General features: G+C 59.8%; 20 protein-coding genes and 2 pseudogenes. 8 read left to right on the plus strand and 14 right to left on the minus strand.

The features are described 5' to 3' along the window. Positions 1-138 precede the first annotated feature (138 nt). On the plus strand, positions 139-417 hold the full coding sequence (locus tag AC1Z32_RS39675) for a DUF3331 domain-containing protein (RefSeq protein WP_483484325.1): 279 nt from the start codon (positions 139-141) through the stop codon (positions 415-417). Between the two features lie 28 nt (positions 418-445). On the opposite strand, the gene AC1Z32_RS39680 is transcribed toward AC1Z32_RS39675, so the two are convergent. The 3 genes from AC1Z32_RS39680 to AC1Z32_RS39690 form a co-directional block, all read right to left on the minus strand. After that, positions 446-907 carry a hypothetical protein gene (locus AC1Z32_RS39680; protein ID WP_483484326.1) on the minus strand — a complete coding sequence of 154 codons (462 nt, stop codon included), beginning with the start codon at positions 905-907 and terminating at the stop codon, positions 446-448. 69 nt (positions 908-976) lie between these two features. Beyond that, positions 977-2,125 carry an SMP-30/gluconolactonase/LRE family protein gene (locus AC1Z32_RS39685; protein WP_483484327.1) on the minus strand — a complete coding sequence of 383 codons (1,149 nt, stop codon included), beginning with the start codon at positions 2,123-2,125 and terminating at the stop codon, positions 977-979. A 92-nt stretch (positions 2,126-2,217) separates the two neighbouring features. Beyond that, positions 2,218-2,679, minus strand: coding sequence for a hypothetical protein (locus AC1Z32_RS39690; RefSeq protein WP_483484328.1), 462 nt, complete (start codon positions 2,677-2,679; stop codon positions 2,218-2,220). 356 nt (positions 2,680-3,035) lie between these two features. On the opposite strand from AC1Z32_RS39690, the gene phoU reads away from it, so the two are divergent. Further along, positions 3,036-3,743 carry a phosphate signaling complex protein PhoU gene (gene phoU / locus AC1Z32_RS39695; RefSeq protein ID WP_483484329.1) on the plus strand — a complete coding sequence of 236 codons (708 nt, stop codon included), beginning with the start codon at positions 3,036-3,038 and terminating at the stop codon, positions 3,741-3,743. A 20-nt stretch (positions 3,744-3,763) separates the two neighbouring features. On the opposite strand, the gene AC1Z32_RS39700 is transcribed toward phoU, so the two are convergent. Next, a complete protein-coding gene (locus AC1Z32_RS39700) occupies positions 3,764-4,666 on the minus strand; it encodes a DUF72 domain-containing protein (protein ID WP_483484330.1) in 903 nt (300 codons plus the stop codon). An 11-nt stretch (positions 4,667-4,677) separates the two neighbouring features. After that, positions 4,678-5,721: an SDR family oxidoreductase gene (locus AC1Z32_RS39705; RefSeq protein ID WP_483484331.1), complete on the minus strand. Its 1,044-nt coding sequence runs from the start codon at positions 5,719-5,721 to the stop codon at positions 4,678-4,680. 147 nt (positions 5,722-5,868) lie between these two features. On the opposite strand from AC1Z32_RS39705, the gene AC1Z32_RS39710 reads away from it, so the two are divergent. Continuing rightward, the gene (locus AC1Z32_RS39710; protein ID WP_483484332.1) at positions 5,869-6,072 is read left to right on the plus strand and encodes a CsbD family protein; all 204 of its coding nucleotides are present in this window, start codon (positions 5,869-5,871) and stop codon (positions 6,070-6,072) included. A gap of 112 nt (positions 6,073-6,184) precedes the next feature. Then, positions 6,185-7,246 carry an IS630 family transposase gene (locus tag AC1Z32_RS39715; protein ID WP_483476817.1) on the plus strand — a complete coding sequence of 354 codons (1,062 nt, stop codon included), beginning with the start codon at positions 6,185-6,187 and terminating at the stop codon, positions 7,244-7,246. Between the two features lie 14 nt (positions 7,247-7,260). On the opposite strand, the gene AC1Z32_RS39720 is transcribed toward AC1Z32_RS39715, so the two are convergent. Then, positions 7,261-7,383, minus strand: a complete 123-nt coding sequence (locus AC1Z32_RS39720; RefSeq protein ID WP_483484333.1) for an ElaB/YgaM/YqjD family protein — start codon at positions 7,381-7,383, stop codon at positions 7,261-7,263. Between the two features lie 611 nt (positions 7,384-7,994). On the opposite strand from AC1Z32_RS39720, the gene AC1Z32_RS39725 reads away from it, so the two are divergent. Together AC1Z32_RS39725 and AC1Z32_RS39730 are read left to right on the plus strand one after the other, a co-directional pair. Further along, on the plus strand, positions 7,995-8,147 hold the full coding sequence (locus AC1Z32_RS39725) for a hypothetical protein (protein WP_483484334.1): 153 nt from the start codon (positions 7,995-7,997) through the stop codon (positions 8,145-8,147). A 55-nt stretch (positions 8,148-8,202) separates the two neighbouring features. After that, the gene (locus AC1Z32_RS39730) at positions 8,203-8,739 is read left to right on the plus strand and encodes a hypothetical protein (protein WP_483484335.1); all 537 of its coding nucleotides are present in this window, start codon (positions 8,203-8,205) and stop codon (positions 8,737-8,739) included. A 272-nt stretch (positions 8,740-9,011) separates the two neighbouring features. On the opposite strand, the gene AC1Z32_RS39735 is transcribed toward AC1Z32_RS39730, so the two are convergent. From AC1Z32_RS39735 to AC1Z32_RS39750, 4 genes are all read right to left on the minus strand, one after another. Continuing rightward, positions 9,012-10,343, minus strand: a complete 1,332-nt coding sequence (locus tag AC1Z32_RS39735) for an ABC transporter substrate-binding protein (RefSeq protein ID WP_483484336.1) — start codon at positions 10,341-10,343, stop codon at positions 9,012-9,014. A 1,067-nt stretch (positions 10,344-11,410) separates the two neighbouring features. Continuing rightward, a complete protein-coding gene (locus tag AC1Z32_RS39740; protein WP_483484337.1) occupies positions 11,411-11,833 on the minus strand; it encodes an MAPEG family protein in 423 nt (140 codons plus the stop codon). Positions 11,834-12,105: 272 nt separating this feature from the next. After that, entirely contained in the window at positions 12,106-12,267 is a 162-nt protein-coding gene (locus tag AC1Z32_RS39745; protein ID WP_483484338.1) for a hypothetical protein, read from the minus strand. Positions 12,268-12,464: 197 nt separating this feature from the next. Beyond that, the gene (locus AC1Z32_RS39750; protein WP_483484339.1) at positions 12,465-12,713 is read right to left on the minus strand and encodes a hypothetical protein; all 249 of its coding nucleotides are present in this window, start codon (positions 12,711-12,713) and stop codon (positions 12,465-12,467) included. A gap of 1,858 nt (positions 12,714-14,571) precedes the next feature. Here AC1Z32_RS39750 and tnpA point away from each other — a divergent pair. After that, positions 14,572-15,312, plus strand: a pseudogene (gene tnpA / locus AC1Z32_RS39755) (IS66-like element accessory protein TnpA); the annotation flags it as partial. Between the two features lie 99 nt (positions 15,313-15,411). Here tnpA and AC1Z32_RS39760 read toward each other — a convergent pair. From AC1Z32_RS39760 to AC1Z32_RS39775, 4 genes and pseudogenes are all read right to left on the minus strand, one after another. Next, the gene (locus tag AC1Z32_RS39760; protein ID WP_483484340.1) at positions 15,412-16,899 is read right to left on the minus strand and encodes a flavin-containing monooxygenase; all 1,488 of its coding nucleotides are present in this window, start codon (positions 16,897-16,899) and stop codon (positions 15,412-15,414) included. 109 nt (positions 16,900-17,008) lie between these two features. Next, positions 17,009-18,148 (minus strand): YbdK family carboxylate-amine ligase, encoded by a 1,140-nt coding sequence (locus AC1Z32_RS39765; protein ID WP_483484341.1) that lies wholly within the window; start codon positions 18,146-18,148, stop codon positions 17,009-17,011. Positions 18,149-18,633: 485 nt separating this feature from the next. Then, positions 18,634-18,885 (minus strand): relaxase domain-containing protein, encoded by a 252-nt coding sequence (locus AC1Z32_RS39770; RefSeq protein ID WP_483484342.1) that lies wholly within the window; start codon positions 18,883-18,885, stop codon positions 18,634-18,636. Positions 18,886-19,024: 139 nt separating this feature from the next. Continuing rightward, a pseudogene (locus tag AC1Z32_RS39775) lies at positions 19,025-19,330 on the minus strand (TraM recognition domain-containing protein); the annotation flags it as partial. Positions 19,331-19,400: 70 nt separating this feature from the next. Between AC1Z32_RS39775 and AC1Z32_RS39780 the strand changes: the two are divergent. Next, the gene (locus AC1Z32_RS39780) at positions 19,401-19,586 is read left to right on the plus strand and encodes a hypothetical protein (RefSeq protein WP_483484343.1); all 186 of its coding nucleotides are present in this window, start codon (positions 19,401-19,403) and stop codon (positions 19,584-19,586) included. Positions 19,587-20,445: the final 859 nt, after the last annotated feature.

Raw genomic sequence — 20,445 nt, forward strand, 5'->3', positions numbered from 1 at the left:
GCCGCGATCGACAGACACTCGCAAACAAGTGAGCAGCCCATGGCGACCATCGACAATACTCAGACGGCATTCGAATCGCGCGTAACCTGGTTCGACTGCCTCGTACCATCCCATGAATCGTTGCGCCGTTCAGCAGCGATGCGCCCGGCCGCAAACGGTCATGTGTCGATCACGATACGAGAGCGTCTGACGTCCCGCACGGCGAGCGTGTCGTGGTCGGACTCGCAACTGGGTTGCCTCGCCGAACAAGTCTGGTCGCTTGGCAGAGCACGCGTGGAAGAGGTCTGCTCCATCAGCGGCGAGCACATCAAGCGAGGCGATCCCGTCTTCCGGCCGAGAAAGACGCGACCGCCCGCGATCAACGAACGCTCGGTCATCGCCGCGCATCACGTGCTCGATGCGCCGCTCGCGGAGTGAAGCACGAAGCGTCGCGCGGCGAGTGACCTCAGCCGGACGCGCGTCGCGCCAGCGCGGCGATTGCGAATCCCGCGGCTAACGCGACATAGGTCATGGCGAGCGAGCGCTTCGGCAAATGCGTCTCGAATCCCGGTGTGAAGCGTTTCGGCACGACGTGGTAGTCGACCACATAAGCAACGAGCGCGGTCGCCGCGGCAGCGCTTACGATTCCCGCGGGACGGCTCCGTCTTCCGCACAGCGCTTCGAACAGCACGCCCCAGAACACCGCGCTGCCCATGTGGATCGTCGCGCCGAGCGCCGTGTAGCGGATGCTCGGCCTTTCGTGCGACGATGCGTCGGGCCACACGCAATGCGTCACGGCATTCAGCGCGGCGTAGGGCGCATGACCCGCGCGCTGCGCACCGGTGCAGGCCGCCGAGGCCGATGCCAGTCCCGCTGCCAGACCCGAGCAGAAGACGTGGACGCGCCGGCCATCGAGATGCTGTTCCATACGCTGCTTTCCTCTTTCTGCGTCAATATCCACGGTGAACGAGTAACGCCCAGTCCGGCGTCGCCGGCGCTAGCGTCCTCGAATCGCATACAGCCGCGTCGGCAGCGCGCTCGGACTCTGCGGATCGAACCAGCTCATCTCGGGAATGCGCGAATCGGTGATATAGATCGTGCCGTCGGCGCCTTCCGAGAACGTGTCGGGCCAGATCAAAGCGCGATTCCGTAGCAGCGTGTCGATGCGCTCGCCGTCACGCACGCGAATCGCATGATGCTCGACCGATGAAACATAGAGACGTCCACGCCCGTCGAACCAGAGCCCGTCCGCGGGTCCGTCGATGCCTACCGTCTCCACGCGCGCCGAGACCTGCTGCGGACTGAGCTGCGCATTCTGCAGCGCATCGGTTGCGATGCGATAAAGCGTTTTGCCCTTGACCGCCTGCCAATAGAGGTAACGCCCGTCCGGCGTCAGCGCGATACCGTCCGCGGAAAAGCTCACACGCCTGCCATCCGTCTGTTGCAGCGGCTTGCCATCGACCTTCACGGTGACGGTCTTGTCGGCCTGCGTGCTCGGATCGCCGTCAAGAACGCGTCGTGCGCTGCCCGACGCCGTGTCGAGCACGACGATCGCTCCGCGCACGCCGGAATCGGTGATGTAGACGAAATGCCCGTCCGGACTGATACGCACGTCGTTGAGATAGCTTCCTTGTGGCGCGATGGTTTCATCGAACGCATAGACTTGCGCGACGTGGTTCGACGCGAGATCGATCCGCACGAGCTTCGGCGCGCCGGGCACGACGAGCGATTGCGCCGGCGCGCCCGGATCGATCACCCAGAGGTTGCCATGCTTGTCCGCCACGACGGACTGCACGCATACCCAATGATCGTGCGGCGTGACTTCGTCGCGACGCGCGTTGCGCCAGCTATTCCATTCGGGATCGGGATAAGGACGCAGATCGCCGGACGCGCCGAGCTCCGCAACGGAGATGGGCGCATCCTCCGTCCAGCGGGGGAAGTTGACGAAGGTTCGGCCATCCGGCGTGACCGTCACGCCAGTGACCTGATGTTCGAACGTGGCGACGAGCTGAAGCTGGGGACCGCCGCCTCGGGCATGATCGCCGCGCCTGTCCGCGCTCTCCTGCGTGACGCCTGCCTGAGTGAACGCGGCGAGGCTAAGTGTGAGGAAAAGGATTCGGGACAGCGGCTTCGAGATGGACGCCATGATCGTCTCCGAGGGTGGCATTGCGCGATACCAGCAATCGTGGTGCCAAAGCTTTCGCGGCCCGCTGCTTGTGCAGACCCGATGGGCCAAGGTCACGGCTTCCGCTTGAACACAATCGCGCAAGCGACGACCCACATGGTTGCCTCGACCGCGGCGACCATGACCGTCTGAGTGCAGGCCGTGACGGAAATCGCCGGAAACGGAATGCGATAGAACCACCATGGCGCCTGCGGGCCACCGAGGTTATTGAATAAGGCGACGACCTTCGGCAAGGTTGCGCCGCCCATGAAGCCGCCAATCAGCAAGGCGACGAGTAGCTTCTCCTTCAGCGTCCTCGTAGATGAAGTGGGCCAGAAACAGAAGAGAACCGCCGCAATGCAGTATTGAGCAGCGAGCCAAAGGACGACCAGGTCGACCGGATGAGTCGCCGCTCGTTTGTAGTACCGGTCGATGCAAATGAAAAGCGCGAACGCGATGATCAACGACGTCGAGCCCAGAACTCTCGGTCTCTTCGACATGACCGCTGTGGGCGGGGCATGGAACTCGACTCTCACGGAATAAACCTCGACAGGCACAGTGCCGGAGGACCCGCATTAGGCGGGTCTTTCGGCATAGGAGAATGCTTTCATTCGAGCACTCGACGTACCACATCGTGCGTGCCTCACGAGCCATTCGCGTCCGAAAGGAGCGTCCTCCGGACACTCACGACGAGGCATTAACCTGCTCGACGCGCGTCGCGCCGAATCTCTATCTGCTTAGCGAATTGAACGCTTCTTCGAGCGATTATCTGCTTGCGCGGTTACCATGAAACGGTATATACCGTTATTGCCAGCACGATAGACGTGAAGTCCCACCTCGGGACGACGCGACTTCAGCGCTCACCATAAGGGGCGTGAACCGGGTATTCGCCATGCCAGACAAGCATCTCTCACGCGCATTCGACGCCTCGCTCGATGCGCTCTCGACCCATCTCCTGGAGATGGGTGGTCTCGTCGTAATTCAGATCGAACGCTGCCTGCGACTGTTGAGCGCGTACGATGCGGCGCTCGCACTGGAAATCCGCGACAGCGAGCGGCTTCTCAACTCGCGTGAAATCGAAATCGACGATGAAATACAACATGTGATCGCCCGGCGGCAGCCGGCCGCCTGCGATCTCCGGTTACTAATGGCGATGTCCAAGTGCGTGACGAACCTCGAACGCATGGGCGACGAAGCACGAAAGATCTCCAAACGGATGCGGCGCATTTCCGAAAGTGGTGAAGCGGCATCGTTCCACGTGGCCGAGCTGAAGAAATGCGGCGAGATGGTTCACTCCGTCCTGCGTCGTGTGCTCGACGCATTCGCACGAATGGACACGGTGGACGCCGCGCGGATCGTGCGCGACGACAAAGCCATTGACGAACTGTTCCGCTTGTTTTCCCGCAGGCTCGCCATGCAGATGAACGCAGCGCCCGGAACCATCGCGGTGGCGCTCGAATACCTGTTCATAGCCAAAGCTTTGGAGCGCATCGGAGATCACGCCAAGAACATCGCTGAGTTTCTTGTGTTTGTCGTCAAGGGCCGCGACGTGCGTCACCTTCCGCTGGACGAACTCGAACGCGAGGCGTTGGCCAATTGACGGCTTCATTGAGGATTTCATTAGCGCGATGAAACGCTGAAGGAGCTTCTTTCGAGAAGTTCTCGCAGCCGTTCGGCATCGAACGGCGCCTGTACTTTCTGATCGTTGTCGAAGTAACAGAATACATCGCGCGATGCGCGACTTCGCGGCTTACGCGTCGTGATAAGCCGTGCGTCCCCGGCCTGCGTTCCCTTTGCCCAGGCCATGATGCGATGCGTCCATGCGTTGAGCGCCTCGTCGGTGTATGCGCCGCTGTAAAGAGTTTCGGTGCCGTGCAAACGCATATAAACGAAATCGGCGGTCACGTCCTCTGCGTACGGCCAGCCAGCCGTGGAGTCCGATACCACCAGCGCAACGCCGTGTCTGCGCAGCAAGCCTACGAATGTCTCGTCCAGAAAGCTCGGATGCCGGATTTCCACGGCGTGCCTCAACGCTCGCTTTTTCCCCGGCGCATCGAACCACGGTTCCTTGACTCGCGCGTCGTGCTGCTGGGCAAATGCCGCTGCGGAGGCCGTATCCTGTGGCAGGAGTGTGAGGAAGCGCTCGAAATCTTCAGCATGAAAAGCGAAGCTCGGCGGGAACTGCCAGAGAAACGGGCCGAGCTTTTCGCCAAGACCCAGTAAGCCTGACGCGAAGAAGTTTGCCATCGCAGGGATAGCCGTTTCGTCGCGAAACCGCAGCATGTGGGTGAGATAGCGAGGACCCTTTACGCTGAAAACGAATTCGTCGGGTGTCGCATCGCGCCATGCACGCCAACTGGATGTACGTTGCAGCGAGTAATGCGAACCGTTGATCTCAATGCTCTGCACCCGGCGCGACGCGAATTCGAGTTCACGCGCCTGCGCAAGTTTCGGCGGATAGAATACGCCGCGCCAGCCAGCATAGCGCCAGCCGGAGATGCCGATTCGCACACGGCCTGTCATGACCCGCACTTTCAGCGCAGGGAGCGGGTAAGCCGACGTCCCTGTGTCTCGCGTACATAGCGTCGCGCCGCCGCGACCAGCAGCACACCCGCGATGCCCATGAGCGCCGCACGCGCACTCGCGGGATGCGTATGCGCATCGGTGTAGAAGCTGCGTTCGCGGACCCGGCCGTGTCGTCCGGACCGCTCGCTCAGGCCGGTGCCGCTCTCATACAGGCTATCGCCGTCGCGCCGGGGCGCGCTCGTGAGCTGGGCCTTCACACCGAGCCGGCTCGTTACGGCGTCATACACGCGCGGCGCCGATTGCCCGAACCAGGCCATGCCGCGCGACGCGCCACCCGCATAGATGTCGCGCCGCGGATGAGCCGCGGCGTGCAGTATGGCCTCCGCGACCACCTCGGGCGCATACACCGGCTGTGGCAATTTCGGCTCATGATCCAGGTAGTTTTTCGCATGCTCGACGAAGAGTGTGTCGATGCCCGCGGGCTTGACGAGGGTCACCGAGACCGGTGCGTGCTCGTCGGCGAGTTCGATGCGTAACGCGTCGGTGAAGCCCTTCACGGCATGCTTCGATGCAACGTACGCGCCTTGCAACGGAATGGCGACATCCGATAGTTCGCTACCGAGATTGATCAGCGCGCCGCCCCGTTCCCGCAAATGCTGCACGGCGACGACCGAGCCGTTGACCACACCCCAGTAGTTCGTATCGAAGAGCTTGCGCTGATCCTCCAGCGGCACATCGACGCAGCGCCCGTACAACGAGGCGCCTGCATTGTTGATCCAGGTGTCGAAGCCGCCGAAGCGCGAAATCGCTTGATCCGCGGCGGCTTGCAACTGTTCTCGGTCGCCGACATCGGCGACAGCATACGCGACGCTATCGCTTCGATCTCCCGACAACTCGTCGGCGAGTGAGGAAAGCGCCTTCTCGTCGCGCGATACGAGCATTAGCCTGGCGCCGCGTCTCGCAGCGGTGCGCGCGGTGACGAGCCCGATTCCACTCGTTGCGCCCGTAATGACGATGACCTGTTGGTCGAGAGGTTTGAGCCGGATTCGCATGGTGGCACTCGCTGCGGGTAAGGAATGCAGGCGGTCAAGCATTGCGTGTTCCTCGCGCGTCGATGATAGCCGGCACACGACATGCTGCATAGGTCGAGATCTGACAGCGCGTGCGGCGCCGCACGCCTGCACCGAACGGAGAAAATCATGAACAAGGACCAGAAGGAAGGCTTCAAGGAACAGGTCAAGGGCTGGACTGACACCGCGATCGGCAAGGTGACGGGCGACGAGGACCGCAAGGTCAAGGGCGACGTGGAGATCACCAACGGTGCCAATCGCAAGGATTACGGCGATCAGAAGGACAACATCGAGAAGGGTGTCGAACACTCGGGCGATCCGACGAACGAGTGATTTGCAAAGGATTCAATTAAACGCGACGATCGGCGATACTGAAAAGGTGGTCGCCGATGGTCGCTCAATCTAGTGCATTGCATCATTGAATTGGCACCCCAAGTGTGTTCAGATGCGGGTCATGGGCAAAATGAATCTGACCGATACCGAACGCGAGCAACTGCTGTCGGCGGCGCGCAGCCGAACGGTGCGTGCGGCGGACGTACGACGCGCGAAGTTGATCCTGATGCTCGAGGACGGCGAATCGCGCGACAGCATCATGCGCACACTGGGTTGCGACTCGCGCTTCATCGCGCGCTGGTCGGGGCGCTTTCTTAGCGAGCGACTGTCTGGCATGTACGCCCGACATCCCGGGCGCGCTCCCAAGCAGCCGCCAGCCAGACTTGAGGCGCGTGTGCTCAACCGTACTCTCAAGCACAAACCCACCGACGGCTCGACACACTGGAGCAGCTATAAGCTTGCGGCAGAGCTCGGCGACGTGTCGGTCTCGACCGTGCAGCGCATCTGGCGCAAGCATGGGGTCAAGCCGCAGCAGTTGGAGCGGCACATGGTCTCCAACGACCCGGACTTCGAGGCCAAAGCAGCCGACGTGATCGGGCTTTACCTGAACCCGCCGGCGCACGCAGCGGTGTTCTGTGTGGACGAGAAGACCGCGATTCAGGCACTCGACCGCAAGGACCGGATGCTGCCGCTGTCGCCGGGGCGCGCCGAGAGTCACGGCTTCGAGTACAAGCGCAACGGCACGCTCAGCCTGTTCGCGGCGTTCAATACTGCGACCGGCGAGGTGCTGGGCAGAACAGCGCCGCGCCACACCAGCGAACAGTTTGTGGCCTTCCTGACCGACGTCGTGGCCAGCCAGCCCAAACGCAGAGAAATCCATGTCATCTGTGACAACGTGAGTAGCCATAAGACGGAGCGGGTGGCCACCTTCCTCAACGCGCATCGCAACGTACGTCTGCACTTCACGCCGACCTACTCGTCGTGGCTTAACCAAGTGGAAAACTGGTTCTCGCGCATCCAGCGTGATGTGATCGCCCGGGGCATCTTCACTTCAGTAAAGGATCTGAATCGCAAACTCATGCGCTACATCCGCGAGCACAACAAAAATCCGAAGCCGATCAAGTGGAAGTATGACGATCCTTCGCGTCGAATCCGCCAGGTGCCAAATCAATGACGCAGTCGACTAGTTCAACGCGAAGCAAGCATCCCGATCACCAAACCGCCGACTGCGGCCAGCGCGATAGCCTTCCACGGATTGTCGTGCACGAAGTCGTCGGTTGTTTCGATTGCCGCTCGATATCTCGTCGCCATTCCGTCCCGGACATCGGAGAGCCTGTCTTTAACGACCTAACGCATATCATTGCCGGACGCAGATGACTCCCCGTTCTCATTCGAAGAAGGCCGGTTTGCGCTGGTCGCGAATTCATATGCAGTCTCAGCCTTTTCCGTTATGAGGGAATCGACCGGGTCGGAACCTTGAAACGTGTTAGCTATGAACGTCTCCTTGGGTGTTCGGCGGTATCGAGCCGGTGAAAGTCGGCCCGCCGGGCGTCGACGCGGTTAGCGCAATTTGCATGCCGTCAAACGCTTATCGACAGTTGATGCGGCGCAGTGGGAGCGGACGTCATACCTCGACCAGCATTTTTTCAAAGCAGCGCGCATCCGTCTGGCAGAAATAGGCGCTATATCGTTCGATCGGCCGGACCCGAATATCGCGAGCATGGCGCTAAGTTCATCGAGCAGGATTCGCCCGTCGATCGAGGCCGGGTCTTCCCGCTGCACGGTTATCGCAATGGATGAATGAGCCGTTCTCCGCCTACTGTTCGCATGCATTCGGCAGGTCGAGGACCTACGGCGCGCGCGGGATAGCGGAATGACGTTTGCTGAGTTTTACGAACGATTCATTCAACGCTCTGACCGCCATGACCAGTCATTTCGATATCCACGATCTTCCCGCCGTCCTCGACGATCTGCTCGATGAAACCGGCGCAACCGTCCATCGCGGCACCAGCAAGACCGGCACCGATACGGAGGCCGAGCCTGATCCCATGGCGAAGCCATCGTCGGCAGCGTAGCCGGATCCCGGTTCCTCCAACTACGTCTGCGGTTCTCCCGGAGGCCACTTGGTCGGTGTACGATCTCACCGGTAACGAAATGCCAGGGCTGACAGCAAATCCGCAGAATCCCAACGAGTTTTCGACGACCCTGCCGGGTGCACACGCCTTTTATGCCGCGCTGTTGGCGCATGCCTCGGGAGGAATCGGAACGATCGCCGTGACTGGCGGTTTGATCGACGTTCAGTGCGGTTACGACTTGGTCACTGTCGGAGGAAAGCCTCCTCGCCCGACAGTTTCGTCAGTGCTCGTCGGGCCGCCCGTGAATCGCGGGATTCTACCTGTGGGCGATGGATTCGTCGGCGGGCAGGTGAGTCAGAATGCCGAGGTGTGGGTGGACTTCAACCAGCCCAAGGATGCCACACGGCCGCAGGACTACGACCGCCAAGTATGCCCGGCTAGTTTCGCGGGGCCGTATCGTACAAGGCAGCCCAGTGGACCATGGCCTGGGGTCACCTTCAGCGGCACGATAAAGTTGTATGGGACGGGGAAGGCGTCTCAAGCACCGTTGTATAAAAACCTTACGCTGAACATTCATGTCACGCCGAAGTGACCCATCAGCTTCTCATTCGAAGGGTATAAACGACCCATCGGCGCCGTTCGGTCGAGCGCGGCCTCCACGGCGGTTCCCAGAGACATTGCGGCCATTCAGACGGACTCCAGTCATGCGGGAGCCGTTACGCAACTCGCCCAACGACGGCGATGCGCGCAGCTAGCCTTCTAGGCGGCCCAACGAGTAGTCGGGACACCTCTCGACGCGTTGGGGAATAGCTTTGACCAGCGACGGAGCTGCCCATTGATACCGCGAAGGCCGGTTTCAGGGCATCACTTCTGATAACCTGCCTGCATAACAACGCGATTTGCGGCAGCGTTGCCCGCCTTCAACGCTGCGTCGACACTGATTTGTCCAGCGACGACGCCCGCAATTGCTTGTCCCACTACGGTCCCGAAAGACGGGAACTCGGGGATCCCTACAAATTGAATCCCGCTGTACGGCACCTTCTTGAGCGAAGAATCGTTCGGGTCGGCCGATTCGATTGCTTTCAATACAAATTCTCCGAACGGAACAGCCTGCTTGTACTCGGGACGTGCGAAGGTCGACCTTCTGCTCGGAGGAATGGATGCCCAACCCTCGTCCCTTCCAACCATTTCGATGTACTTTTTCGACGTTGCCCAAGTAACAAATTTCTTCGCGGCATCCTGCGACTTCGAGGTCTTGGGGATCGCGAGCGACCAAGACCACAGCCAATGCGCCCCCTTCGGCGTCACCGCAACCGGAGCCGCAGCGAAGCCTATTTTGTCCGCCACTTTCGACTGCGCCTTGTTGTAGAGCGTGCCCGCGGCGGCCGTCGAATCGATCCACATCGCGCACTTGCCGGATGACATCAGCGTCAGGTTCTCGTTGAAGCCGTTCGAACTCGCTCCGGGCGGCCCGTCGTTCTTCAAGAGATCCGCATAGAAGCTGATCGCCTTGTGCCACTCCGGCGTATCGATCTGGGCGTTCCAGTTCTCATCGAACCAGCGTCCACCGTAGGTGTTCACCACTGTCGACACGTACGCCATGTTTTCGCCCCAACCCGCCTTGCCGCGCAAACAGATTCCATACTCGCCCTTCGACTTATTGGTGAGCGTATCGGCGAATTGCTTGATCTCGTCGTAGGTCGGCTGATCCGGCATCGCAAGCCCAGCTGCCTGAAACAAATCCTTTCGATAATAGGTCATCGAGCTCTCAACATAGAACGGCAGTGCGTAGAGCTGGCCGTTGTACGATAGGCCATCTCGCGCCGTTTTCACGACGTCGTCGAGATCGTAATCGGCCGGCAGGTCGGTCATCGGCACCAGCCAGCCGCGCTTACCCCACAGCGGCGCTTCGTACGTACCAATTGCAACTACGTCGAACTGGCCGCTGTTCGTCGTGATATCAGTCGTCGCGCGCTGACGAAGCACGTTTTCCTCAAGGATCACCCAGTTCAGCTTGATATCGGGGTTCGCCTTCTCAAAGCTCGCGGACAGCTTCTTGAGTTCCAGCATGGCCGGGCCGTTGAGAGTAGCGATGGTTACACCTGCGCCGCTGGAAAGTTGTGCCGTGCAAACCGAAAGGCCAGCAAACGCAACCTTGAGAAATAGCACGTGACACGTCGAGTTTTTCGTGTTCATGACATTCGCTCGATCATGTTCACCTTTGTTTTTTGGCCGCGATGCTCAGATCAGCGCGGTCGCAACGCAAAGCCGGCGGTGGCGGCACTCGGCCCACGCGCAGCGCACAGAGGAACCGATCTAAGTATAGTTTTTCGACATTAAAACGTAAGGAAAACTGCAAAGGTTATGTATAAAGCGCTCACAGACTCAGAAGGGGCTGCACGGTTCACGCCCTTTCCTAGTCGACCTTTCTTTCGCAATGCCAATCAAATATTTCGATAGCGGTCGCCCCGAAGGTCGCGTCGACGCGACCTATCGCTGCGGGCTTTGAGGTGCGTAGGCGACGTTCGAGTGCCCGTCAGCAACCTCGCGATAGTGGCAGAGCGTGGCCGACGCCGGCCCTACGCAGATCCGGCGGCCGTGGTCGGCCATAGATCGCCGCAGACAGGGGTCGACCCACTACCGCCCGTCGCTGTCACGCCGGCATCGGCTGCGTAGCGCATGGATGGTGGCGGCCAAGTTCGTTCACCAAGTGAGAGGCACTCGCGCTGGATCCAGTGCTTCCAATGCTGACGACAGTTGCGTTTGTCACCACGCGCCGCTTCACTAGGATTGAGATGCTCCCGATAGGTATTGCTCGTCGGATACCGTACAGGTGAGGGCAGCATCAAAGCAAGAAGGCTACGCCCTGTTGATGGAAGCTGTGCATGGGATCAGGTCCGGGGCGCATGGTTTGCGGTTTGGTGCGCGCTCGCGCTCACCGATGGGTCGCGGCAGCGCGTCGGGCAGCGTCCGAATCTCTTCCACATTAGCCCAATGTCGCTTCTTCCGCCCAACTTGCGGATTTGTAGAACGACCGCGCGCACATGCGTCGCGGCAACGAGGCATTAGGACGTGGCATTCGCCGTCGGGGCGTGAAATATCGGCACCATGCCCGCCGGATGCGCCGACGATGCGCCTGAGTGCAATCCACGCAGCGCTTCAGTTAGTGGTCTTCAGCGACGAACGTTCGCGACAAGCGCTCGAGCGTAGCGTGGAAAAACGAACAGGCGGCATCGCTGTCGAGCGCACGAACGGATTAGGTCTCAACGCATCTGCAGTGCGAGCCTGATGACCATCAGCCACAGAACAAAGCTCGACAAGGCGCAGACGATGAATCTCCACATGACGATGTTGACCGTGCAATGAACGGCGCTATGGACGATACGCAAACCGACGTATGTCCAGGCGGCATAAAGGTAGGCCTCATCGACCCTTTGGGTAAGTATCAAAACGAGACAAAGTGCATAGAAAAGTACTGGAAGTTCGAAAAGGTTTTTCAGATTGTTGGACGGGCTGTTGATATTGGCGGGAATTCTTGAATTCAAAAGCTCGGGCGTGGCCACGCTCTGCGGGTCTATCTTGTTGCCCAGAATATAGACGAGGCGTCTGATGTACATGAACAGCCAAACCGCGCCGGTCAGGATAAACATGACAATGACTGGATGAAGGATAAGTTGCTGATTCATCGCCAAACCTCTTCAAATGTTTGAAAAGTGATATAACGACGCTTCGCGACCTAAACCGCAGATGAACGCAGCGAGGCGCAGAGGCGCGCAGCTTTCCCTTAAGATAGGCGGAGCCGCCGCTGTTCAACATGATGAGACAGGTCGTCGCTATAGACAAACTTTAGCGTCAGCCCAGCGGGGTGAACGCAACAGCGGCAAGAGCGGGAGGGAACCCTTCGCCTGCAACTGGTATTGTTGGGAACGTCCACCGCGCGCTGCGTCATTCAGTCGAGTCAGCCAAAGTCGCGCTCCAGGTCCACAAACAGTTGATTGACCACCGGCGTAACAGCGACCTCGACCAAGTGGCACATTGGAATATCGCGCAGCCTCGAAATCAGGCCCATTCGGCGTTTCAGCTCGGCTGCAGGCAATCCTGTCGAGGTTAACGTCGACATCGGAGAAGTCCGAACGAGTGGTCACGAACCGGAGCAGTCATCTGGGTCGCTGCGGGCTCGCAGGAGGAGTCATCTGCAGTGAGGAAGCTGACGCCTCAAAGCGGCCAGAACCATGAATCTAACAAACGTTGGCGGAGTGGACATTGCTACAAGCAGGAAGATTGCGGTGTAGCAAGTCAACGTCTCGGCGCTGGTGCTCACTCAAAGTCAACGAGGTCGCCAAGGGAAATGCCGAGTATCTCAGCGGCATCCGCATGAAGCTGGGCGAGACCGGGGTCCATTTCAAGACCTGAGGGCGTTGCCCGGCTTTCGGCTGCCTCGCGCAGAATATTGATCGCCAAACGAAGGGCGTCAGCGAGACTGATGGCGTTCATGCGCAGCGTCGAATATGAGTGAGGATCGAACGCACGATGATACCCAACCATCTGCACCGGGAAAATACCCACGATCGAGTTGTCCGGGTTAGACGATAGTGAACTCGCTCACGCGCTACGCGAATCGTTCCTGTGTCACCGCTACGAGCTTCACCCAACATATAAGAGCTTAAGAAAGCTGCCATTTTAGTCATAGCTTGAGATGAATGCTCGCGCGGCTTTGCCAAGACGAAAGACGAAACATGTTTAGCTTATGTTCAATGAAAAACGAACGCTAGAAAAGAAGCCGACGCGGGGCCCGCGTCGGCTTTAAAGGTGCTGGCCCATCCGAGGGGCAGATAGACCAGACCCGAGAGATCAGGATCTTTATAGCGCTAGGTCTTGCAATGGGCATCATGAAAATGATTTCACGAGTCGCGATTTTTCGAACGAGGCGAATGCAAACGCAGCGAGTGCCGAATTGATAATCAAGCGCATCGTCAGGTGCAGCGCAAAGGGTTTGCTCTTGGAGACGAATCGAGTCTAAGACAGACGACCGACGCGCAACCAGTGTCGTTTCTGAAGAGCCGTTGAGGAGTCGCAGCTTGTAAAACTGCCCCTCCGACTCCTTGCGACGACAATCTCAGCGACGGTCACCATCGCCGATCGTCAGGGTCAACGGCGATGAACCTTTCGGGAGGCCATGTACGCTTCAAAGAGCACCCCGTGCAGCTGACTGAACTCCCGACGCAGTCTGACGAGTTCGTATTGGTCGCCTTCGTGCTCCCGGCGCAGGATTTCTCCCAGCAGTGCCCGTCGCGCGCGATGGTGCCTGATCTCGCCGCACACGCGCCGTTTCGAATCGGGCGGCCAGTACCGGCTTGACCATCAACAACTAGGTCGGGAACCACGCGTAATCGTCCAACTCGCCCGTACCGGGAAATTCCGCATCGAAGCGCCGGCAGAGCAAGTCAAGTGATGCATCACCTAGTCCAGACAACAACCCCTTGAACCGCTGCGGCGCAAGCCATGCTAGCTCCGCGAGCTACGGCCACGCGGCATCCAGTCCACCCGTGCGGTACTGCGCCTCGGTCATCCATCCAAGCGGTGGCGGAATCCGCCAGCAAGACGCGATCACCTCAACCGATTCGCGCGCGCTGCGCCAGTCGCCCGCGAGAAGCCAAAGCGGCGCGGCTGGGTGCTCCGCTTCACCGCCATAATAGGCAAGGCCTGGCTCGGTGGGCGAGCATTCGCCAGAACGGAGCCATCCAGGCCTGAACAGTCTGGGCGGGAAGAACGCGCCGGGCCGCGGGTATCACCACGCCCTCGAGGTGGCGGCGCGCAACGCCCAGGGCTTCATGGTCAGCGAAGGGTGCGGTCGCTCCGGACTCCAGTTGGCCGACCAGGACGGTCGTCGAGGGCAACGCGCCGTCACGCGGATATTCCTTCGTCAAGAGTTCCAGTGCCGCGTGCGCCGCCTCCGCGGCGTGCCGCTGCAGCTGCTCCAGTGCAACATCACGTCACGGCTGTCGACGAAGATATCCCGTTGCTGCATCGTCTGCGGTACCGTCATCGCGCTCAGAGGACTTGATCGTGAAGATAGTCCAGATTAGTCGATTCACCTTTCAGCGGAAGGTCGTGCCGCCCTGCGAGATCAACTCGATGATCATGCGCACGTCACTCGCGTCGGAACCGAATCCGAGCGTGAAAAATCCGATCATCGGTCAATAAAACAGGACGACGTGATCAGCAACGCGGTGCCAGCATGGTCCCACGGCATTGCGCAGGCTTGCAGCGACAGGCATAAAGCTGCTTCGACGCCGCGCTCTGGCAGCCCTCGACAAAAAGCCGATATTCAATAAAGACGTAAGCGCGAAATTCTCCGCACACAGCCGGCGCGGCCGAATCAATCCACGATTGCGTTCGCAGACTTGAATTGCGGACGCAAATGATGACCGACACTGACTTTGACTTTCTCCCTCTGCCAGTGACCAGGACGTGCGCGGATGGCAAGCATCGATACGATCCGGAGGGCAAGCGTAAGTTGATCGAAGCATGCCGCCAACCGGGCGCGTCATTGGCTGCTCTGGCACTGAAGGCTGGGGTCAATGCGAACCAGTTACGCAAATGGGTACAGCTGCAAGAACGACGGGACGTTACCGGCGTTTCACGTAATGCTATCGCGCAAGCACCGTCAACCTTCGTGCCGGTCGGCTTGATCGACGAGTCACCGGTGTCGACTCCTGCGGAATCAGCACTGCCATCCCCGAAGCCGTCGCTGCAACGAGAGTCGCACCGTCCGTCGCCGCGAGCTGCACCGCTGGCGCGCTTGTCGGCGACACTGCCTAATGGTGTCGTGCTTGAGCTCGAATGCTCCGGGCGAGATCCCGACGCGCATTCCATGCCGACGCGCATTAAAGGATCGGGAATGGTGGGCTACAACGTACAAGTGGCCGTTGACGCCAGACAGCACCTCATCGTGGCTCACGAGGTTACAAACTCTGGAAGTGACCTCGCGCAGCTCAGTCCTATTGCGAACGCTGCGCGCGATACGATGGGCAGGTCAGGTCTGCGGGCAATTGCGGATCGTGGCTGTTATAGCGGGCTTCAGATCAACGAGTGCGCAGACGCGCGAATTGCGGTCATGCTGCCGAAGCCCACGACTTCAGGCGCGAAACATCATGGCAGATTCATCGGCACATTCACCAATGCGCGCGTCCGGTTGCCTCCGAGACGACTAGAATTAAGCATGCATGGGACGCCGCGCCCATCCTCTGTCTGTCAGCGTCCCTCATTCTCGCGGACGACGACCGTCGATCTCGAAGCATAGAACCCCGTCATCGACAGGCTGTTCCAGCAGCGTCGCTTTGTCGGTCGGATAGTGGTGCGTGACGCGCCAGGGAGCGCGACTTCCCTGCCGAGGTGCGACGTCTTTCGCGCGCATGACATATCCCGAGGTGAGATTGCCGAACACCGACTCGTCCACCGCGCACCCTTCTGTGTCCCTCGGGCAAAATGTGCCAAGTCCGTGCGCATCGAGATGTTTGATCAGCCGGCAGATGTACGCGGCCGCGATGTCCGCTTTCAAGGTCCAGGTCTGGTTCGTGTAGCCGACGATCCACGCGAAGTTCGGCAGGTTCTCCATCAGGACGCTTTTGTAGAGCATGTGACGCTGCGGGGCATAGCCGCGGCCATCGACGAGGATCCGGATGCCGCCAAAGGTCTGCACGTTGAACCCGGTGGCGGTAACCAGGATGTCGGCTTCGAGCACCCCGCCCGAGGCGAGCAGGATTTTGTTGCCCTCGAAACCTTCGATCCGGTCCGTCACGATGGAAGCCTTGCCGCTCCGTAGGGCTACGAAGAAGTCACCATCGGGTACGATGCACAGACGCTGGTCCCATGGCATGTAGGGCGGCGTGAAGTGTGCCATGTCGGGGCTTCCGGCAAGCTGTCTGCGCACTTGCCATAGAAGTGCGGCGCGCATCATTGCCGGCCACCTCCTCGAAGCCTGATAAATCCAGTGCGCGAGCATGATGTTGCGTCTGCGTGCGAGCCGAAAGGCCCATGGTCGCGACACCACGCGGCTTAGTGCTTCAGTCAGCGCATCCCTCGACGGCAAAGAAAGAATGTAAGAAGGCGTGCGTTGCAGCATCGTGACGTGCGCGGCCTCCCGGGCAACGGCCGGAACGATCGTCACTGCCGAGGCGCCGCTGCCGACTACAACGACGCGCCGGCCTTCCATCCCGACGCCTTCCGGCCAGTGCTGCGGATGCAGCACGTCACCCGTGTACTGGTCGATACCGGGAAAGTCTGGCATGTAGCCGGCATCGTAATCGTAGTAGCCCGTGCACATGACCAGATGCGCGCAGGTGAGGATGATAGTCTTTCCGTCCTCCTCGGCGCACGCCGTCACGGTCCAGCGCCGCGGCGACGACGACCAACTGGCTATCGTGACCTTCATCCCGTAGCGGATATGTCTGTCGACGCCGTATTCGCGCGCGGTGTCGGCAAGGTAATCACGAATTAATGCACCGTCTGCGAGCACCTTGGCATCGAGCCACGGGCGAAACCCGTAGCCATAGGCCAACATGTCGGAATCCGATCGGACGCCGGGATAAGCAAAAAGATCCCACGTGCCGCCCAACCTTTGCCGACGCTCCAGGATCGTCCAGGTCTTGGCCGGGCACTCGGTCGTCAGCGTGCAAGCCATGCCGATGCCCGAAACGCCGGCACCGATGATCAACACGTCGACCTCATCCCTGTACGGCGACTCGGGCATCTGTATATCCCTGTCGAAATTTGCCGCATATCGAACTCCCGCGGAGTCGGGCTCTCCGAGGGCGGCATGATCCGACGACAGCGCGCGTCGTCGCTTCGAAACTATGTTGTCATGCACCCACCCGATCAGGCGTCTGCGCTCCGCGCCAAACCTGGCATTGCTGTCTCACAACCTCATGCAACGACTCATGCGCACTGTACACGCGGCGCAACCACGCAGCATCGCTAAGTCCAGCGGTGACTGTGCGCCTGATGATATGGAGGCCCTCTTCTGCACCCAGGACTTGGGCGTGATGTGCGACCGCGTCTAGCGTAGAGAGAATCTCATCTCGAATCAGACCGCGATGGCCAGTCTCCGGATTCACGCACGTTCCATCCAGGCCAAAGCGACAAGCCATGAACCGGTTCGTCCGGTAGACTTCATAATCGCGCTCGCTAAGGCGCACGGGCTTGTCGATCAGCAGATAGCGTGAAAGCACCTGGATGTAAGCCGCGATTGCGGCGGCCCACTCAACCCGTAGCGGCGTATCCATGACACGAACTTCGACCGTGCCAAAACCCGGGCTTGGGCGAATGTCCCAGTAGAAGTCTTTCAGACTTTTGACGAGTCCCGTGTTCGTCATGCGATCAAAGTACTCTTCGAATTCCGACCATTTCGTTACGAAAGGTGCTTGCCCGGCCAATGGAAATGGCGCGACGGAATTGAGCCGGGCGCACTGAAATTGCGTGTCGCTGCCCTGTACAAAAGGGGAAGACGCAGCCAGGGCGATGAAGTGTGGAACATAACGCGAGAGCGAATGCAGTAGAACGAGCGCCGAGTCAGCGTCGGGGCAACCTACATGCACGTGCTGACCAAAAATCGTGAATTGCTGATAGAGCGCCCCGTACAGCCCCATAAGGTATTCGGAGCGTTCGCGTCCATCGGAACGTTGATCGAACCAATTCTGGAAGAAATTTGTCCCACCTCCGCAGACCCCCACGTTGAGGAAGTCGGCGGCCCGCACTAACGTGTCGCGAAGAATTTTCAGCTCACTGGTTGCCTGATCGAAGCTCCTGCAGACGCCAGTGGACAACTCGATCATTCCCTCCGTTGTCTCTGGGTTGATCGCGCCTGCAAAGTTATTTGCTTTCACTCGACTCAGCAACTCCGTTGTCGCCTTCGTCAGGTTGTAGTCATGCGTATTGACGACTTGAACCTCAAGTTCGACTCCGATCGTAAAGGATTCCGAGGACGCAAATGGCTGCAGCATGAGATGTCCCGTTGCACGGAGATCAAGATCAGGAATTGTCAGTCATTCTACGCATCCTGGCCTACAAGGCCGAGTCTTTCGCTCGTGCGCAGCATTCCAGGTAAGCATATTAATACTTGAACCGCTTCGGCCAGTTTCGGGGAGCCAGTTGGGAACGTTCACGGGCCACGATATCGGCACCATCGAAGGTTCATATCAGCTGCCGCATTCGCATGCTTGGCGACTACTCTAAGGGCGCCGGCCTCAGCCGACGAGGACAACGCCCCGCCCAGACCGACGCCAACGAAGCCCGCCAAGGGCGCGACGGGAGGGAAAGGCGACCACGGCTGCGGAGGCGTCCGGCGTCCGGCGTCCGGCGTCCGGCGTCCGGCGTCCGAAATAATGTAAAGAAGGCCCAGAACGAGACCGATAAAGTGATGCAGGTGGTCTGGACGAAAGCTGACGCGAATAAGCAGGACGCCGCAAACGATGCGAGCGTAGCGAAGCTAGCCGAGCCGCTCCTTGCGAGCCTCCGACGGCTTCGTCCGGCGCAGGTGCGTGTGTTCAACGATCCGGCCGTCCAGCAACTCCGCGAAGCGGCTTTGTTCGACCGCGCCGACCAGGCCCAGCGGTTCGGCGCCCTGGCCATGCCACTGCATGGCGCTGCCGTCCTTCGCATAGTAGTCGTCCGCGCCGTCGGCGTAGTGGCTCACCACCTTGCCTACGTTCTGGCGCTTGATTGTCGTGATGTTCAGCATCAGGACGCCCCCGGATTTCGCCATCGGGCGACACGATGCCGGGCACTCGACTCCTTCGGGTGCAGGTGACCGATTCAGTCTTGAATTTCGTGATCGGCAGGTCACCGGGGAACGCGAGATACCCTTCCAGGTTCGGCAAGCGCATCAGTTCCGAGGCGAGCACGACCGATTCCGGCTTGATCTCCTCGTTCTGACTGTTCGTCCCGAGGCCGCCGAACGCCCGGCGACTGCGTCCCGAACGCTGGCGCATGATCTCGTGCTGACCCAGGGCGCGCGACATTTTCTCGGCGGTTTTTTCACCCATGCGGCCGACGCCGAGCGCCACCATCGTGCGATGGTTGCCGAGCATGGTTTCAGCAAGATTCTCGCCATAGACGTCCACCAGTTGCGTGTAGGTCTGGTAGCGCGATACGACTCGCAGCCCCTTTTTGCGGGCTTTGATCAACGCGTCGCCTAAGGTCGGCAGGCGCGCGAGAGATTCCAGCTCGTCGAGTTAGACCCAGAGGCGCCGCCTGATGTCCGCACTCATGCCGAGCACGCTGCTGAAGATCGTGTCGGCGAAGCAGGAGGTCAACGACACGAGCGCGGCGCGTTTATACATATATTTACATCATCACGCATTCAACTTCTCGTCGTTCCAAGCCCTTACGCCGCCGCTTGCGACGAACTCGGCCCGCCTTGCGATCGCCACGAACCAGTAGCGCTAGAACTCGACTCTTGTTTTAGTACTAAGCTTGGTACTCGCGTCCAGCGTAGGAAGGCGGGTTATGAAAATCTCCATGACCGAACGGTTCATAGGCCTTGGCTTTACGCTCGTCGGCGCGTGTCTAATCGGCATGACGGGATACGGCCTCCTCAAGCTTCTCTTGTCGGTTCTTCTTGTTTTGCGACTAGGATCGTGAAACGTTGCTCTTCGTAAGACCAGTGCCGTGGCCTTGTGTGCCGTTCAATCCTTCACATCTGCTGATACGGGGATTGTGACCAGCGAATGAATCCTGGCGAATTCCAGCCCACGGTGCTTGCGTTCTGAGAACTGTCGATCTCCTAACGAGCTTCAGAACGTACACGGCTCGTTGTCGGTCGAGCGCGACCGCGACCTAGTGATGCGCTGTCTACCATTCAGGGGCTGGGAGCGGTCCGCGAGCCTGCAGTACGCCTCGCAGCGTTGCTCCGGACGGGCGATGCCGCTCGACTTCACGTCGCCGTGCTCGCGGCCGCCCGACATCGGGTAAATTTTTGGCTCACTCGGAGCGCTGACGATGCTCGGACGCTGAAGGTTTTCAGCGTCGGCTTTTGTCGCATCGGGACAACTTCTCAGAAGCTTCGTTTAGGTAATCTAATTTACTCTCGACCAATAGCAGGACACGTCTTGAAGGTCCGATGGCGACCGCCTCTGTGAAGGCCATCGGTGCGGCAACGTTTGAGGCGTCGGTCGTTCTCACCTTCAAGGTAAATCGCCAGAACGACCATTAGTTGCGTCTGTGACTTCGACGGCGTTGGTGTGCCGCCTCCACCATCGTCTCTGTACGTTGCGCGGGTAGGCCGGTCTTCTTCCCGCCG

Source organism: Caballeronia sp. 11_S32, assembly GCF_056930355.1.

Excerpts from the sequence above, each read along its gene's own strand:
- AC1Z32_RS39740 (WP_483484337.1), bottom strand. The coding sequence starts at position 11,833 with ATGAATCAGCAACTTATCCTTCATCCAGTCATTGTCATGTTTATCCTG.
- AC1Z32_RS39675 (WP_483484325.1), top strand. The coding sequence starts at position 139 with ATGCGCCCGGCCGCAAACGGTCATGTGTCGATCACGATACGAGAGCGT.
- AC1Z32_RS39680 (WP_483484326.1), bottom strand. The coding sequence starts at position 907 with ATGGAACAGCATCTCGATGGCCGGCGCGTCCACGTCTTCTGCTCGGGT.
- AC1Z32_RS39735 (WP_483484336.1), bottom strand. The coding sequence starts at position 10,343 with ATGAACACGAAAAACTCGACGTGTCACGTGCTATTTCTCAAGGTTGCG.
- AC1Z32_RS39765 (WP_483484341.1), bottom strand. The coding sequence starts at position 18,148 with ATGCTGCAGCCATTTGCGTCCTCGGAATCCTTTACGATCGGAGTCGAA.
- AC1Z32_RS39725 (WP_483484334.1), top strand. The coding sequence starts at position 7,995 with ATGACCAGTCATTTCGATATCCACGATCTTCCCGCCGTCCTCGACGAT.
- AC1Z32_RS39705 (WP_483484331.1), bottom strand. The coding sequence starts at position 5,721 with ATGCGAATCCGGCTCAAACCTCTCGACCAACAGGTCATCGTCATTACG.
- AC1Z32_RS39715 (WP_483476817.1), top strand. The coding sequence starts at position 6,185 with ATGCGGGTCATGGGCAAAATGAATCTGACCGATACCGAACGCGAGCAA.
- phoU (WP_483484329.1), top strand. The coding sequence starts at position 3,036 with ATGCCAGACAAGCATCTCTCACGCGCATTCGACGCCTCGCTCGATGCG.
- AC1Z32_RS39710 (WP_483484332.1), top strand. The coding sequence starts at position 5,869 with ATGAACAAGGACCAGAAGGAAGGCTTCAAGGAACAGGTCAAGGGCTGG.
- AC1Z32_RS39780 (WP_483484343.1), top strand. The coding sequence starts at position 19,401 with ATGTCCGCACTCATGCCGAGCACGCTGCTGAAGATCGTGTCGGCGAAG.
- AC1Z32_RS39685 (WP_483484327.1), bottom strand. The coding sequence starts at position 2,125 with ATGGCGTCCATCTCGAAGCCGCTGTCCCGAATCCTTTTCCTCACACTT.
- AC1Z32_RS39720 (WP_483484333.1), bottom strand. The coding sequence starts at position 7,383 with ATGGCGACGAGATATCGAGCGGCAATCGAAACAACCGACGACTTCGTG.
- AC1Z32_RS39700 (WP_483484330.1), bottom strand. The coding sequence starts at position 4,666 with ATGACAGGCCGTGTGCGAATCGGCATCTCCGGCTGGCGCTATGCTGGC.
- AC1Z32_RS39770 (WP_483484342.1), bottom strand. The coding sequence starts at position 18,885 with ATGCTGAACATCACGACAATCAAGCGCCAGAACGTAGGCAAGGTGGTG.
- AC1Z32_RS39760 (WP_483484340.1), bottom strand. The coding sequence starts at position 16,899 with ATGCCCGAGTCGCCGTACAGGGATGAGGTCGACGTGTTGATCATCGGT.
- AC1Z32_RS39745 (WP_483484338.1), bottom strand. The coding sequence starts at position 12,267 with ATGTCGACGTTAACCTCGACAGGATTGCCTGCAGCCGAGCTGAAACGC.